The following is a 15,543-nucleotide window of genomic DNA, read 5'->3' as shown; positions in this document are numbered from 1 at the left end:
GGGTCTACTTTCAAATTTCAAAACCATGAGCGCAGCAAATTCCTAGCCTCCACCCATATTATTTAGACGTAGCATACCAAACCTTTCCTTGCATCACCTTAGCCCACCAAGCGTCTGTTGATTCTTGATCCATCGAGTGCCAATCGGGAGTGTAACTCACCAGGGCTTCGCCCATAGCTTTTGCCTTCTGAGTTTCTTCAATTAACTGCAGTTGCTGATTTTTCTTCCACAAAGAAACCCAATCCGTTAGTTTAAGATTAGAATTACTATCAAAAAGATGTACTAATTCAAATCCATTAGCCAAGGCTTTAAATACTCCTGAGGCTGTATGTGGCCTTAAGGTTGCTGCAGCATCCCCTACAAAAATTACTCGATTACTTGCATAGGCAGACAAATGAAAGTCAAAAATAGCTTGGATAAACGGTCGTGGGGTTTCCATGATGATTTGTTTAATCGCGCTAGGTAATACCTGAGCAAAATTATGAAGATACTGCATGTGTTCTACAGTTAACGTTCCTGCGGGCAATGAGCGGGTGCGTTGCCTACCTTCATTATCGATCAGTAAATTGTTTAAAGACAATCCTCTACGATCTTCATACATCACCCAATTTAACAATGTTTTCCCTGTCTTTTGATAGTCAGCCCCAGGAATTCGATACAAAAGGATATGGCCATGAGGATAAACACTATACGGCACATGCTCGTGAAAAAGATTGTTAGAAGCTAAATGCTCATTATCAATAACCCCACGCCAAGCCACATAGCCTGCATATTCTGGTTGGCTATTTGGTAATAAATGAGCCCGTATCGTCGAATCAACACCATCAGCAACAATAAGTAAATCGGCGTTATAAACCTGTCCATCAGAGGTTTCCACCAAACAGCCATCGTGTATTTCCTCAAAACGGCAAACTTCAGTATTGGTATGGTAGTTTAACGACTCGACTCGTTTACGCAGATTTTGATAAACATCCATCCAATTTAATGCCATAACCCGAATAGACTGCTTCCAGAAAACTTGGGCATCAACCTCATCTTGTTCATTTTTGCGAACGAAGGAACGGCTGGTAGCTAGGAGACGAGGAATATCAGCATCAAATAAATCATTTTCTATACATTGAGTCACAACCACTTCTGGAAGTGTAATTCCTGCTCCTTGACCTATACGTCCTGATGATTGCTCTAAAATAGTAACGGTTGCCCCTAAACGCTGAAGCAAGATTGCTGCAGTGCAACCTGCAATCGAACCGCCAACAACTACTACATTTTTTCCACGCATAAATTACTCCTGTTACCAATGCCCATCATAAGGCCGATGCTCTTTGATCTCTTGCTTTGTTTTACCACGATGATAATGGAGTTTCCATTCTTTGGCTTGAGTGGTCTTATTCCAGAAGGGGTGATAATCAAGGGCAAAAACCCGTTGAGAATGATTACCTATTTGTTTGTATAGGTTTAGCCCCCCTCCACCTTTCGCGTAAAGTTGTAAGGCGACTCGGTAATTGCCCGTACGTATCGCACCATAAGCAGCAGCGGAAGCGACTACTGCGACGACAGCGGTTGTTCCCAATGAAGAATATTCTGATATTGGTTCTTTTATTGTATTGCCAGCCACGAGATCCTTTCCCCTGATGCATCAGATCCTATCTGATGAAAAAAACTGACATATAAGACCACATTTAGGACATTATTTGCAAATAAACTCTAACGTTTTGCATAAATAATAATGGACAAGAGGACCATTCCCATTCCAATCATTTGCCCCATCGTTAATTTCTCGCCTAATAAGAGCCAAGCAAGCATTACTGTTGCTAAAGGCATGATCGCGGTAGATAACGAGGCCATTACTCCATCAACGCGTTGAGAACCAAAGTACCAAAATACATAAAATAGACCCGAGCTTAAGCCTAAAATCATTAATATCCACCACCCAAAAGCATCAATATGAATGCCACTCCAAGAACTCAGGCTGACAAAACATAATAATAAAATGGCATTGATCCCATTTAGCAGCGAAGACACTAAAAACACTGGCAGCGAGCTCACATACATTTTACTTAAAATGTAGTATGCAGCTTCTGGAAATAAAGAAATTAAAACAATTGCATCACCTAAAAAGGAGTGGCTTACAACCGCCCCACCAAGCTTTTCTCTAGCAATAACTAAGAGCCCAAAGGTAGCAAAACCAATGCAGATCGCCGTTTTACCAGAAATTTTCTCATTTAGGACAATCCAGGACATAAGCGCAATGATTGCGGGTAAGACACTAGTAATAATACCGGCTACATTAGCATCAGTATAATGCAAGCCTAAGAGCATCAAGGCATTAAAAAGAACTCCGGCGCATAAAGCCTGGGCCAGAATGAAATACCAATCACGTCGTTTTAATTGTGAAAAATAATAAGCGATAGACTGTTTTCTTGCAGGCGACACTTGATGCAGCATGAATAAATTCGCAGCAGCCAAACTGAAACGAAGAGCTAGAATGAATTGGATAGGAATAGATGCAAGTATGTATTTAGACAATACAATATTAATCCCTACCATAATTTGGGCCAGGAAAAGAAAGAACATGCCTTTGAAAAAAGAATCACTTTTTTGCATCGCGTATCACTTTGTTTATATCCAAGTACGAGCAAGTCTAGCAGACTTAAGAGCAAGATCAGTTATCCGTTTCATGCATCTGTTTTGCCGTTAAGCGCCATTGTGATGGGGATGTCCCGTATACCTTGGTAAAACGTCGACTAAATGCAGATAAATTTTCGTACCCTACCTTAAAGGCCACCTCCTCGATAGAAAGAGTACTTTTAGATAATAAAATCTGCGCTTGTTCTAGCTTCTTCATGCGCCAATATTCAGCAAGGGCACACCCCATCTGCTCCTTAAAACGTCGCTGTAATTGGCTAACACTCAAATGACAATGCTTTGCCACCTGGCTGAGCATGACGGGAGCAGCAAAATGCACATCAATCCAATGTTTCGCTTGTTGCACTAGAGCATCTCCATCCGGAACAAAGGATTTAGTAGTAATTTGCAGCAACAACTGGTTTATTAAAGCATCGGTAAATACATCCCGTTCATCGTGGGTTAAATAATGGTGGCTAAACTGCATCAATTTCTTCGCACTGTCTGATAGATTAATCAGGCTGGGAATTATGCCCTCATTCCATAAAGAACATTTATCTTGAATATCGATAACTAAAAAAAGATTATCCCCACCTCCAGAAAAACAATGCCGCTCTTCAGGTGCAATATAAACCCCCACATCCTGACGAATAACACCAGAATATTGATTAATCTCCAATTCCATAGAACCGGACAAAGGCAACACCAACTGAGCAAAATCATGAACATGGCTGCAACTTTCGGAACGATAGGAACGCAGCTCGAGGTGATTGTTAAACACGCGATAATCCTTCGGAATCTAGTTACCCAGAATGAGGACACATTATAACTCGCGGAGAGATTTACTGTATATCCTCATCATTCAAATTAAATACTTCTTGAATGTTTTCTAGCTGCTCTTCAACAACATTCAATTTTTCAAAACTTGCGATGTGGAATAAAGCTTGGCCGGCATGAACCAGCGGTAACATGCTTTCACCAATAATAATACCTGAAATTGGCGATTTAAGTTTATATTCTTCCGTGCTGGTAGGATTAGCAATAATCGCTATGATTTGCCCTTTGCTAACCCGGTTTCCTGCCTTTTTAATATGCCGTAGAATGCCGCTAATTGGCGCTCTTAACCAATAACTATTCCTTGAAATAGTGGGCGTAAATTTTTTTAGACCGAACCGTCCAGGTTTAATCATACCTAAGGCTGACATAACACTTAAAATGCCATTAAGTCCGGTTCTAATTGACAGCTCATCAAAACGTAGCGCTTCTCCTCCCTCATAAACTAAAATAGCAACCCCTTGCTCATTCGCATACTCCCTCATCGACCCATCTCTAAAAGTGGAATGCAAAATAACTGGAACATTAAAAGCTTGAGCCAAGGCTTCAAGACCAGGCATATCCAGATTGGCACGAATTTGCGGTAAATTAAAACGATGATTTGAGCCCGTATGTAAATCAATAACATATTGAGATTGAGAAAGAATTTCCCTACTAATAATCCCTGCAAGAATAGATGCCAATGATCCCTTAGGACCTCCAGGAAAAGAGCGATTTAAATCCCTGCGGTCCATTAAATAACGTTCTTGGTATAAAAAACCATAAACATTAACGATAGGAATAGCAATGATGCTGCCTTTGATGCGTTTCAAACCTTTTTTATGTAAAAGGCGCCTAATGATTTCTACACCATTTATCTCATCACCATGGATGGCAGCCGTCACACAAAGTGCAGGCCCCTCTTCTACACCATTAATAACGTGTATTGGTAAGCTCATGGGAGTCCAATCATATAACTTAGGTAAAGGCAAAAAAACTGTTTTCTGCTGTCCTGGTTTGATTTGCTCATTACCTATAACAATATTTACTTTACTCATTAATTATCCTTAAGCGTACCTGCCAGATATCAAAAGTATTAATCTACTCCCTCTTATTAGGTACCTCAGTAAAATCAAATCCAGGAAAATCTGGAGCAATAATATGAAAGTGAGCTGACAATAAAGGAATTAATTGGCGATATTGATGAGAGGAAGTTGGAAAACCATGTGGAAGTAATAAGGTCGGTTTGTTTTTGTCGCCCGCTTCACAATAAAAAATGCGCACGCCATAAACTTCAGCATAATGATAAATTAAATTTTTATCTTCCCTCACACTAGAATGAACCATTGTGCGGGCCGCTGCACGAGTCATGCCAAACCTCCTGTCCATTAAGGTTATCCTATAAGTATAGTGTATTTCTTAATAAAACAGGCTTCGTGCGTTACATTAGCAAACTTAAGCTCTAATGGCCTGATTTTCACATTAAAAAATCAAGACCATTAGGGACAATATAATAATTTTTAGTGTTCTGTTTTATGCTTGGACTTACCACATAACCAATCAAAACTGACCTCAAGTTCATCAGCAATTTTTTTCATGGCATAAGCATCTAAAGCAACTACACCATTTAATAAAGCCTCTATTTTAAACTTAGGCAGTTCAAATAATTTAGAGCATACTTGCACCCGCTCAGTCATCAAGGATGGAACACCTAGCTCGTCAAGTTCATGATTCAAACGTTCAGTTAGTTTTTTGTTTGACATAGTATTTCTCCTCTTGGCTTTTCATTAGTGTAAAACACTTAAGCTTAAGGGTTGATTAACTACTCAAAGTTTTTTAAAAATTATTTTTTGCTTCAATTTTGAGGAAAAAAGTCCAAAAAAAATGAATCACTGCTTTTTTTCCAAATTTCCATTAAGATAAAAAACTACAATAAAGAAATGTGCTAAGAAGCAATATGGATATCGATAAACAAAAGCACATAATGAGCGCTTGTTATGTCTTTTAACGCACGCTATTAGTGTATAAAAAGGCAGGGCTTTGGAGTAGTTTTATTTATTAAGGGCCGAGTGAATTATGAAGCAGTTATTGGACAAAAATGATCCTGTTTTAAGACAAGTTGCTGAGCCTATTCTAAAATCAGAATTTGGGAGTGTATGGCTAAACGAATTAGTTCAGGACATGTTTCTTATCATGAAAGAGCAATGTGCTGTAGGGGTCGCGGCTCCTCAAATAGGTATCAGTAGACGTGTTATTGTATTTAGCACCGCCTATACAAAACGTCAAAACCTGGAATACTCAATACCGGATACAGCACTAATAAACCCCTCCTTAAATATTTTGTCAGAGGAAATTCAAACTGGTTATGAGGGCTGTCTCAATTGCGGTGAAGTCATGGGGCAAGTACCAAGAGCAATGGAAATTGAATATTTTGGTTTAGATATCAATGGAAACTTCATTTGCAAAAAAGCGCATGGCTTAGAGGCGAGAATCCTGCAACATGAAATTGACCATCTGAATGGTTATTTATTTTTAGATCGTATTCAAGATGAGAAAACATTAACAACGAAATCCGAGTTACAGGGTAGGATTTAGCTAACCTATGGGTATAAATTTCCATAACTGGCTTATGGAGTATGTAGGCCGTACTGCAGCAGCCCAGCCTATTTGCTAACTAGCAAAAGATGGCCCCTTGCGTTCATCTGTATCCATTTCTGGAATAAATGCCTCCATTAAACTCATTGCCATTTGCGCAATCTCCTCTAACTGAGGTAACGTAATTTCCTCAAATATATGCTCTTCAGGCTCATCACTTATCGTACTTGGTTGGGCTTGCTGCTCTTTTATAGCTTCACCTTCTTTATCAAAGTGATGGCCAATTAAATTGGCGTAATGCTTTGTTTTTAACAAAATATCTCTTTGCTTCCTATTAAAACACTTCCATTCTGGCATATCGAAAATATCCGTTTTTTTCGCTAACTTTAGATTTTCACCAATGATATTAATAAGCATTTTAATTGCGCTATGAAGAGAGATATCCTCATCAAATAGAATTGCAGCTCTAAATTTATATAAAGCACCCATAATCTTTAGGCTAGCCCTAATATCCTCAATTATCAGCGCTGAGTTTTGCTGATAAGCTCTAATATCTTCATTGCGAATCTCTGCAAAAGGCAGAGCCTCAGCATATTTCAAAGAGGGAAAAACCAATGACGTACCCTTTTCGATAGCTGCGACTAAATGTGTATAAAAAGTCTTGTACAAAGCCGTTGCATAAGGAACAAGCAAATCATTGTATTCCTCTATAAAATAACCATGTCGGATCATATTGCGAATGGTATAAGCTGTCTCAGCATCAATCGGTAAATTACGGATAAAATATCTACGCTGAAAAATCCCAAGCACATGGTGGAAACGCATTAAATTATATAAAAGCCCCAACTGCACTTGTTTCTGTGAAAGGTCCTGCTTCTCTTGAGCACATAAAACATGCATACACTCAAGGGATCTACGCGCATTTTGCAGATAAATCATATCAGGGCGTACAGGAAATAATTCTGCAAAACTAAAGGTCGGTTCCGAAGGACGACGCGGTCTAAAAAAGCTAGGGCTTAGATCTACTTTCTCTCGCATAGAGCTTGGAATTGGGCTGGTCGCTGCTGATGAGGTTGCAACCAAAGCCCTCGCTGATCCCCGCGTTACAGTATCTTCTTTTGGACTAGTCCTGGCTCGCGTAGAATTATGTCCCTCGCGCCAAGACCGTTGATTATTGGCATAGGTTTCTGCTTGCTTATCCGATTTTTCTTGAAGCTCTGCCTCTCTTTCTTTTTGGCTAACACGAGCGGAATGATTACTTATTTTTTTAGCCCATTGCTCAAATTTTGAGATAAACTGACTGTCGATTACCAAAGCGTCAAATCTGCTTTGATAGGCTGCAAGGCTAAGCTTATTTAGTTCTTCATGCGCTTCTAGAGCATCTTTTAAAGAAAGTATTTGTTCTTGGCGCTTCTTAAGAACAACGTGTTTTCTATTTAATTCTTCATCGTTAAAAGTATCACATTTTATTAGACGCTCAATTTCTTTAAGGTTTGCATCAATGTCTCTTAATAAAGTTGAAGCATCAATATGCTCCTCTTCAACTATAATTTGCGCAGTATCTTCTATGCGTGACATCTTCCGTTTTTTTTCTACCTTTTTCTCAGGACGAACTTTTATTCTTTGCTCATTTTTTTTGTTGGGCTCAATATTATTTTGCCTACGCCAATAAGCCACAAAAATCACCAAAAGAGACACAAACAAAGTGGTATATGCAGCCTTTGCTGCATCACTAGTGATATTATCCGAATACTTCGCTTTAACTAACTCAAATTGTTGCTGTAATTTTGGCAACTCAAAATCAAATTTATGAACGTGCTCTCCATATTGGTTTAAATAGCGCGTTGCAAATTTAATGAAGGTATCCCCAACAAAACTTTTTCCTGAGTTCTTTAACTCCAAATCCATCCATTCTGTGAAGGTAAAAATTGAACTAGCTAGAAGTCGCTCATCAAGAGTTAGCGCTTTATCTAACTCCCCTACCGTATACACAAAAAGGCCATAGTGAATTTGCGTCTTAGGGTTTCTTAAATGCGCCTGCACAGTCCGATAATATTCTAAAAAGATTGAGGGGCAATGAGCAATTGCATAGTCACCTGCACGCAATGGAAAACGCTCGAGAGTAGAAAAAAGAGGATCCCCGACATTCTTAATCTTATCAATGTGATTATGTATTTTGCCAATCTCGATTATGCCGCAAACACCTTCCTGTAATTCGCGCGGAACCCGCGATACTGTTAACAGGGAACTCAACCTTAAAGCAGCCTTATACTGAGCAAGACTTCCCCATGGCTTTGAGGTGTAACTTTCTATATTGTGCGGGAGATCATAAACTGCATGTCGATCATGTAATCGCATGAGAGCAGGCTGATAATGCTCATCTAATTCACGTCTTGATTGTTCACTTAGCCTCGTATACATAAACTGTATTGAGCTTTTAATATATAACAACGGATCAAGAGTGCTAAATGTAGGCTTACGTCGATCTGCTTCCAGCTCAAACAAAGCCCCTGCATACTGAAATAGATCGGTTGTGGCCACACCTTCCTCATACGCACTTCGATAATCAGCGATAAACTTACCAAACCCCACATAGGGTCCAATAACGTTTAAAGAGCTTCTAATGTTAGATAGGCTTAAAACACAATGCTTCAAATAAGCCGGGGCTAAAGAATAACCATAAACCTCATAACCTAATAGCGCACTAGAGCAGACATGATAGTGCTGAGCAGGAGTCAGCACTGATGCTGAATCCACCAGAGATACCGCCATATTAAATTGTTGCACAGTACCTAGTTTAAGCGTTTTATAGTTATTAAACTTCTCTTGAGGGATGTCTGAACTTGCTTCGGAAGTAGGTAAACGACCAAGAAGACACACTAGACTAAGAAAAATTAAATACTCTACCGCATTGCGAGGATAACGGTTAAATAAAGCGAGCTGATCAAATAATGAAAATTGTTTCACCCATACAAATTCATTTAAAAGCTCAAATCTCTGTTGCGCTTGCTTGTGCTCTTGATTCAGCTTACGACTTTGAGCCTGTGAATTCATGTTTCTAAAATAATATGAATTTTTTTTAGTCTGAGGGATATAAATCTTATGGTAATAAGGATTTTGTGATATTCGAGGCATGTAAATCCCTTATAGTGGTACTAATCGAATAAAGCCCGATACTTTATCTAAAAGACCTTATTTTGTCCAACAACAATACCCAAATCAAACACTCCTGGTGATACAAAACGTGCTTGCGAGAGAAAAATTTACAACATAAGTTAATTAAATAAGTAACTTATGTGATTACTTTTACCAAACTCCCAGCCTATTTTCATGACTTCATGAAGTTTGATACAATTTTTTAATACACATCGATATAAGCTAAATAACATGTCCTCGTGGACGCTTGGTGATAATTTACGTGCAGAAATTATAACAGCGGCCGAGGAGAGTCAAACGACAATCATTGAGCTTAATTTTGCAAAAATAGGTGCCAAATTGGAACTATCTGCAGAAATGATCACATTACTTTCTCCTATAAAGATCGAAGGAACGAAACCAATTGCTTCATTAATAGCAAATTCTTGGGAGAGAAGTGGATTAATAATGGCTGCGTCTACATCAGGAAGCCCCTCGCCGAAGCATCCTCAACAAAAACAAACATGCATATTTCATTGAGTTCTCGTAATGTGCTCTTACGAGTGCAACGGAGGATGATTTAAAAAATTATAAAAATCTTTTTTGCGCTCACATTCCAATTTGTTTTTAATAATCTCGATGTAATGTTCCACTGTTCTAACTGATAAACTCATGAGCATCGCAATTTCTTTTGTTGTTTTACCCTGAATAGTGAACTCAAAAACCGCTTTTTGTTGAGTAGAAAGTTGAGACAATTGAGGCGTGTTTTGTGAGGGTTCAAACAAATTAAAATGGTGTGCCGTCATTGATAAAACAGACCGCAATAAAGGCTGGTCATCCCAAGAGGCTAAGTCTTTTAAATCCTCTTGAAAAAAAGAAATCCCAATCACACCAATAACCTTACCCGAACGAGAATAATAAGGCGACTTATAACTTAACCCGGTTTGAATAGAAGAAAATCCTGCGCGATTGGGTACCAACTCCATATGCTCCAAAAAAATCTGTGGCTGACCTTTCCATAAGGCTAATTTATCATTTTCATGCCATTTATTCGCATCATTCGGATTAAGTGCAATATCAATATCTTTTAAGCCGATAATCTCGGAGAGACTTGAAAAGTTCGTACGAACAGCCATCATTTCATTAGACTCCAAAATAATACTCTTGTGGTCTTTAATGTAACAATGACCTGACCTATGGTAAAAATCGTCAACCGTGATTAAATTTTGCGCCATTTTTTTTCCAAAAATCAAACACTTTTTTTGCTATCATAACACACCAAAAGAACTAATTATGCACAGAAATCCCGCTCAAATCATTTACCATCGAAATCTGCTACCTTGGCATAGAGTGTTATCCAGAGTACATAAATTTACTCAGAAACTAACTGCACCAGTTTTTGAGCTATTTCTTGAAGTTTTCTTATTATGCCAGTTTCAAGATAGAGTGTGCTTTCTTCTTTATCATGTGAAATTTCAACCATAATATTTCCAATGCGTTCTAAGATGGAACCAATATGGTTAACCCATTCATCTAATTCTTTCTCACTCAGCTCAGGTTCTTTAGCATTACTCATTTTTAAGTATAAATTTAAATGATTTAGCTCGTGCTGATATTTTGAATGCAAACTTTTCGAGGTAGTAAGAATTATTCGTAGATCGTTCAAAAGTGGTTTCACCGCATCAAGTAAGAGCATAAGTCGTTGGGTATTTGGATTATCAGTAACTTGAGTATTCACCATATTGAATTGCGTCATAATTTGGATCCTCTGTCATTCTCTGAACCAAAAGCAAACTCTTTCATTGATTCCCAGGCAGCTTGTACTGCTTTGCCAAAAGCGTTAAATATAGATGTGATGCTTGCTAAGATACCAGAAGCCTGCTCCTCAGAGATTACAAGTGCTTTGCTAGAGGTATTCGCTTGACCTTGTACGACTAAAGACACTTCTCGTGCGGCACCAGCAAGAGAGGGCTCCGCCTTCGCTTTAAGATGATATTGCTGCAATACTTCTGCCTGGACATTTAACAAAGGGACATTTAGTGTGGCTAAATGGTCCTCTACTCGGCCTAATCGTAAATTCAACTGATCTATAGCATCTTTATATTGCTCTGGATTTGCTTGAGCCTTTTCACATAAAGCGCCGATGATATCTCGCATTTTATATTTGGAACCATCCGAAAAAACATATTCAGGATATTCTGCAAAAATTAATGATTCAAGGTGAGCACGATCCGTCACCATATGGCCAAACCACTCATCTAATAAAAGATGCTCATTTAAAAAATGAGCGGTTAATGCATTTAAATTTTTATATTTACTCGGTATAAAGCATGCTTCAGTACATTCTTTTATTGGCGGGCCTGCATAACATTCAGATTCATTCTTTTGTTCTATGAAAAAGCGATTAACGGGCACTTTTGAATTGCCATCGGCGGCACCCAGTGTCTTGCTCATCCACCAATGAGCCTGATCAATCATCGAGCTATTTGCATAGCCGGGAACATTGATTACTTGGCCTTTCATTGTATCGTTTAATGGTAATAAAGAACCGCAGATAGCTCCCCAACGTCCTGCAAGATTTTTCTTCCACTCAGGCTGAGACTCCTCTTGAGCAAACTCATGGCTGATGTTTACCTCGTTAGCTATTGCTTGCAAAGCTGGCAGTGTATTTTCCTGGTATCGTTTTTCTCTATTGACTGCCAACCCTAACCGAGCATTTGCGGGGTCAGGATGATTATTCAGTATGCCCTTATCTATATTTTCCGTACCAATACGTAAATAGTCAGTACTAGCCGCCATAGGTAAACCGAATTTTAGAATAGACCCCAAAGTCAAATTGATACTGCCACTTTGAATTCGTGGGTAGGCAGTATCATCTAAGTGATTCAAATTACTCTCAGCTGCGATGAGCTTTTTTATTAAGCCAGGAGACTCGCACAATTGCTTAAACTCCGGGCTTCTAAAAAAACCAAGCATAATTGCATCACGTCCCGAAAAGCTTATTTTATTAAACCGATCTCTCCATTGGGCGGCAACTTCGTCCATAAGTTGCATCTCTTCCAAAGTAAACTCAGGTGGAGGATGTTTTATTGCAAATTCGCTTTTTAATTTATCATTAAGAGCTCTTAAGTTCGGCATAATAAGCCATGTTCAATTAATATACAGTAAGTATAGACCAGGTTTTGTCCATACCTCCTAAATCTGGCTGGCACGGCTTTACTGCATCAAGCTTGATTGATGTCTGGGCTTAATTTTAATTAAGAGGAAATTAATCCAACTTCCGATTGGAAGCTGGCTAAGGATAACTCATGAATAGCGAAAAAAGTAAGATGAAATGCTCAGCCCACCTATCTAGGTTTGTTCGTAGAGCGTTGCTCTGGCTCATCATGATCCAAGCCTGCTACTTCCGTCTTAGAATCTAATGGTCCAAGGTTATGAAGTTGTGCATCAAACTCCTCAACTGTATCAATAGGACTACCTAGTTGTGTATTATTATACAAACGGCCGGCCTTTCCCGCAGTATCAACAGGTGCATGGAGGTTATCTACGTTAGATTGAGGTGGTTGTTTAGCCATAACATTTCTCTCGATAATGCATCTTACTATCATTATAGTCTATAATGGCGATCATACTAATCTGGATTGCTATTTATGACCAATGCTAGTGTAGGTCGGGCCCATGACCTGACTTTTCTCATCGCGCTCACCAAAATCCAATAGATTCATTATGGCATCCGCCCCCCCTTTTTGTTGGAAAAAGTATTTGTCATTTATTCTATTCGTTGAAATCGAGGAACTGTTTTCCCATTATGAACGACATTCTCAAAAAACATTTGCATAGGACGAACCCAAAGCTGATTTTCCCCAAATTCATCACAATGATAAAGTGCCTTGTACACTATCATCTCCTCCTCTGTTTCACTATGACGAGCTTGGCCAATGACTTCGTATAATTTTTCGTTTTTATAATGCCTGTATTTTCCACATAGATTAGGATCAGCTAACATTTAGACGCTCTCACGTAATGGGCAAGAAGTTAGATATTGTAACCACAAACGCAATAAAAAACATGCATAGTTCCTCTCCTTTTCCCCCTCTCCCCAAGGGCGAGGGAACTGTTTTGCACCACATTGTTAAAAAGAACTATTACGGCTGGCAAACGGTGAGCATGCTGATATAGACTTCCACTGAAGTTAAAGACGAAGTGTAGCAACTGTCTTGAATTAAAATTCAGGGCAGTTGCTACATAAAAATAGTTTAAATGCTCTGTGCGTTTTCCCTGCCTCAAACATGCTTTGACAAATAAAAAATTTAAATATAGCATGACTTTGCTTTTTAGATGGCGCGGGGTGTCGGGAAACCGACTGAGAATTACCCGTCGAACTTGATCTGAGTCATATCAGCGTAAGGACGCCCTCAATAAATCCGTGTTCCGCTACTTTATGGGGCAGGGATCCCTTTTGCCATCTCCGGAATTATTCACATTTATAGAGGAGCTATGGCTATGTCATCTCATTTATCTACAAGAACCACTTTATTATTAAATTGGTACGCTAATCCTTATCACACACCAATTTTTGTGGCACATCAACTTGGTTTTTATTCAGAGGAAAACATTAAACTTGCTATTTTAGAGCCAGCAGATCCTAGCGATGTGACGGAGCTTGTTGGTTTAGGAACTGTTGATTTTGGTGTAAAAGCCATGATTCATACCGTTGCCGCAAAGGCAAAAGGATATCCCGTGACATCCATTGGCACCTTACTTGATGAGCCGCCAACAGGATTGATTGCACTGAAATCAAGTGGCATTAATTCATTTCACGATATTGTTGGTAAACGGGTTGGTTACATTGGTGAATTTGGTAAGAAAATTATTGATGATCTGGCACAACTGGCTGGTATTGAGCCCACAAGTTATCAAACCATTCGAATCGGTATGAATGTGACTGATGCGATTTGTCGCGATATTATTGATACAGGCATTGGATTTATTAATTTTCAACGTATTGAGTTAGAGCAAAGAAAAGGGGAAACCGTGTTTTTGCGCCTTGATCAGTTGGCCGGACTTGGATGCTGTTGCTTTTGCTCGATTCAATTTATTATTCCAGAACAGACACTGCAACAACCTGAATTAGTACAAGGATTTCTAAGAGCAACTCAACGAGGAGCAGCATTTACCACGGAACAGCCCGATGAAGCCTATGAGTTATTGTGTCAAGCAAAACCACAATTACGTACCCCAATGCATCAAAAGATTTTTACTCATACCCTTCCCTTTTTCTCACGTACATTACACAACGTAGAAAGAGACTGGGATAAGGTAGGACGTTATACTCAGCATTTGAATATCATTGATAAAAATTTTGCTTTATCGCAATGCTATACAAATGAGTTTCTACCCAAAGCTCCCTACTCTGATTTGAAGCCAATTGCTTGTTGTATAGAATAATCACATGTTGAGATAAGGTATTTTCTTAAATTTCAAACTGGTGCCAAAATTGGTATCAGTTTATTTCTAAATTTTTCAAACAAGGTTTAAATCTAAACTTTAAGTTTTTCCTTTTACTTTTAATGGAGTTATATTTTTATCTTCCATGAACTGCATTATAGCGTTTAAGGTTGTTTCTTTATCCTGGCGAATGGGTGAATGCCCGGCATTTTCAATGTGTATAGGTACTATATCAGGTTTAATTGTAAGTAATTCTCCAACCTCATTGGCAGAAATTAAACTTCCAAGAGCAGAGCTGCCATAAAGTAACAGCGTGGGGCACATTATTTGTTTAACTAATTCATTTATATTGTAATGCTTAAAGGTTTCATCAAATTCATGAGTCATTGCTGAAAGCATATCCGGATCGCAGTGCCTCACATGTTCGGGAATAAAGTGCTCGATCGGCAATCCAAAATTAACCAATCGAAGTCCTTGAATGAGCATATTAATTTGATCTTTAAATCCCATTGTTAACTGGCGAAGATAACTTAAATTCAAAGGGGGATCGATAAGAATAAGCGCTTTCACAAGATGAGGTTGAGCGGCAGCAAGCATACTTCCCACCATTGCTCCTAATGAATGACCGATTAACACTGTAGGCTCTTTTGTTACTCCTTGAATAAATGATTGGGTGTCTTCCAAATGATCCTCTAATGCATAACCGGCAGCTCGCTTTTGCGATTTACCATGGCCTCGAAAATCCATGGCATACACATGAAAATACACACATAAATCAGCTGTTATGGGTGTGAAGGATTGCCAACGATGTGTAGCACCATGAAGTAATAAGATGGGAACCCCATGATTAGGCCCCTCGGCATAATTTATTTTAAGGGAACTATTATAATAGGAATACTCGTTCATCCAAACCTCTAAAACACATAC

Annotated in this window: 17 protein-coding genes and 1 riboswitch; of the genes, 3 read left to right on the top strand and 14 right to left on the bottom strand. The window is 38.8% G+C overall.

Annotation, left to right across the window (positions count from 1 at the left end; all coding sequences use genetic code 11):
- Positions 1-58: 58 nt before the first annotated feature.
- The 7 genes from J2N86_RS05025 to J2N86_RS04995 all read right to left on the bottom strand — a co-directional run bounded on the left by J2N86_RS05025 (position 59) and on the right by J2N86_RS04995 (position 5,201).
- Positions 59-1,279, bottom strand: coding sequence for an FAD binding domain-containing protein (locus J2N86_RS05025; protein ID WP_252581303.1), 1,221 nt, complete (start codon positions 1,277-1,279; stop codon positions 59-61).
- Between the two features lie 12 nt (positions 1,280-1,291).
- Positions 1,292-1,615, bottom strand: coding sequence for a hypothetical protein (locus J2N86_RS05020; RefSeq protein ID WP_252581301.1), 324 nt, complete (start codon positions 1,613-1,615; stop codon positions 1,292-1,294).
- A gap of 89 nt (positions 1,616-1,704) precedes the next feature.
- Positions 1,705-2,604: a DMT family transporter gene (locus J2N86_RS05015; RefSeq protein ID WP_252581299.1), complete on the bottom strand. Its 900-nt coding sequence runs from the start codon at positions 2,602-2,604 to the stop codon at positions 1,705-1,707.
- A gap of 58 nt (positions 2,605-2,662) precedes the next feature.
- Positions 2,663-3,406: an AraC family transcriptional regulator gene (locus tag J2N86_RS05010; RefSeq protein WP_252581297.1), complete on the bottom strand. Its 744-nt coding sequence runs from the start codon at positions 3,404-3,406 to the stop codon at positions 2,663-2,665.
- A 61-nt stretch (positions 3,407-3,467) separates the two neighbouring features.
- On the bottom strand, positions 3,468-4,496 hold the full coding sequence (locus tag J2N86_RS05005) for a succinylglutamate desuccinylase/aspartoacylase family protein (protein ID WP_252581295.1): 1,029 nt from the start codon (positions 4,494-4,496) through the stop codon (positions 3,468-3,470).
- 43 nt (positions 4,497-4,539) lie between these two features.
- Complete coding sequence (locus J2N86_RS05000; RefSeq protein ID WP_252581293.1) at positions 4,540-4,809, bottom strand: alpha/beta fold hydrolase; 270 nt, start codon at positions 4,807-4,809, stop codon at positions 4,540-4,542.
- A 149-nt stretch (positions 4,810-4,958) separates the two neighbouring features.
- Positions 4,959-5,201: a hypothetical protein gene (locus J2N86_RS04995; RefSeq protein ID WP_252581292.1), complete on the bottom strand. Its 243-nt coding sequence runs from the start codon at positions 5,199-5,201 to the stop codon at positions 4,959-4,961.
- A 313-nt stretch (positions 5,202-5,514) separates the two neighbouring features.
- Here J2N86_RS04995 and def point away from each other — a divergent pair, with 313 nt between their 5' ends.
- On the top strand, positions 5,515-6,033 hold the full coding sequence (gene def / locus J2N86_RS04990) for a peptide deformylase (protein WP_252581291.1): 519 nt from the start codon (positions 5,515-5,517) through the stop codon (positions 6,031-6,033).
- Between the two features lie 75 nt (positions 6,034-6,108).
- On the opposite strand, the gene J2N86_RS04985 is transcribed toward def, so the two are convergent.
- A complete protein-coding gene (locus J2N86_RS04985; protein ID WP_252581290.1) occupies positions 6,109-9,168 on the bottom strand; it encodes a hypothetical protein in 3,060 nt (1,019 codons plus the stop codon).
- A 252-nt stretch (positions 9,169-9,420) separates the two neighbouring features.
- Here J2N86_RS04985 and J2N86_RS04980 point away from each other — a divergent pair, with 252 nt between their 5' ends.
- Positions 9,421-9,708 carry a hypothetical protein gene (locus J2N86_RS04980; protein WP_252581289.1) on the top strand — a complete coding sequence of 96 codons (288 nt, stop codon included), beginning with the start codon at positions 9,421-9,423 and terminating at the stop codon, positions 9,706-9,708.
- Positions 9,709-9,725: 17 nt separating this feature from the next.
- Here J2N86_RS04980 and J2N86_RS04975 read toward each other — a convergent pair whose 3' ends face one another.
- The 5 genes from J2N86_RS04975 to J2N86_RS04955 all read right to left on the bottom strand — a co-directional run bounded on the left by J2N86_RS04975 (position 9,726) and on the right by J2N86_RS04955 (position 13,174).
- Positions 9,726-10,403 carry a helix-turn-helix transcriptional regulator gene (locus J2N86_RS04975; protein ID WP_252581288.1) on the bottom strand — a complete coding sequence of 226 codons (678 nt, stop codon included), beginning with the start codon at positions 10,401-10,403 and terminating at the stop codon, positions 9,726-9,728.
- Positions 10,404-10,540: 137 nt separating this feature from the next.
- On the bottom strand, positions 10,541-10,924 hold the full coding sequence (locus tag J2N86_RS04970; protein ID WP_252581287.1) for a hypothetical protein: 384 nt from the start codon (positions 10,922-10,924) through the stop codon (positions 10,541-10,543).
- Positions 10,921-12,306, bottom strand: coding sequence for a hypothetical protein (locus J2N86_RS04965; protein WP_252581286.1), 1,386 nt, complete (start codon positions 12,304-12,306; stop codon positions 10,921-10,923). The genes J2N86_RS04970 and J2N86_RS04965 overlap by 4 nt, the downstream gene beginning before the upstream one ends.
- Positions 12,307-12,515: 209 nt before the next feature.
- Positions 12,516-12,743, bottom strand: coding sequence for a hypothetical protein (locus tag J2N86_RS04960; protein WP_252581285.1), 228 nt, complete (start codon positions 12,741-12,743; stop codon positions 12,516-12,518).
- 194 nt (positions 12,744-12,937) lie between these two features.
- Positions 12,938-13,174, bottom strand: a complete 237-nt coding sequence (locus J2N86_RS04955; RefSeq protein ID WP_252581284.1) for a DUF1653 domain-containing protein — start codon at positions 13,172-13,174, stop codon at positions 12,938-12,940.
- A 328-nt stretch (positions 13,175-13,502) separates the two neighbouring features.
- A riboswitch (TPP riboswitch) is annotated at positions 13,503-13,595 on the top strand.
- 70 nt (positions 13,596-13,665) lie between these two features.
- Between J2N86_RS04955 and J2N86_RS04950 the strand changes: the two genes are divergently transcribed.
- A complete protein-coding gene (locus tag J2N86_RS04950; protein ID WP_252581283.1) occupies positions 13,666-14,616 on the top strand; it encodes an ABC transporter substrate-binding protein in 951 nt (316 codons plus the stop codon).
- Between the two features lie 99 nt (positions 14,617-14,715).
- Here J2N86_RS04950 and J2N86_RS04945 read toward each other — a convergent pair whose 3' ends face one another.
- On the bottom strand, positions 14,716-15,522 hold the full coding sequence (locus J2N86_RS04945; RefSeq protein ID WP_252581282.1) for an alpha/beta fold hydrolase: 807 nt from the start codon (positions 15,520-15,522) through the stop codon (positions 14,716-14,718).
- Between the last annotated feature and the right edge of the window lie 21 nt (positions 15,523-15,543).

This window comes from Legionella lytica (assembly GCF_023921225.1).
In the GTDB taxonomy this organism is placed as follows: Bacteria; Pseudomonadota; Gammaproteobacteria; order Legionellales; family Legionellaceae; genus Legionella; species Legionella lytica.
This window is presented reverse-complemented; position numbering and strand designations above follow the sequence as displayed.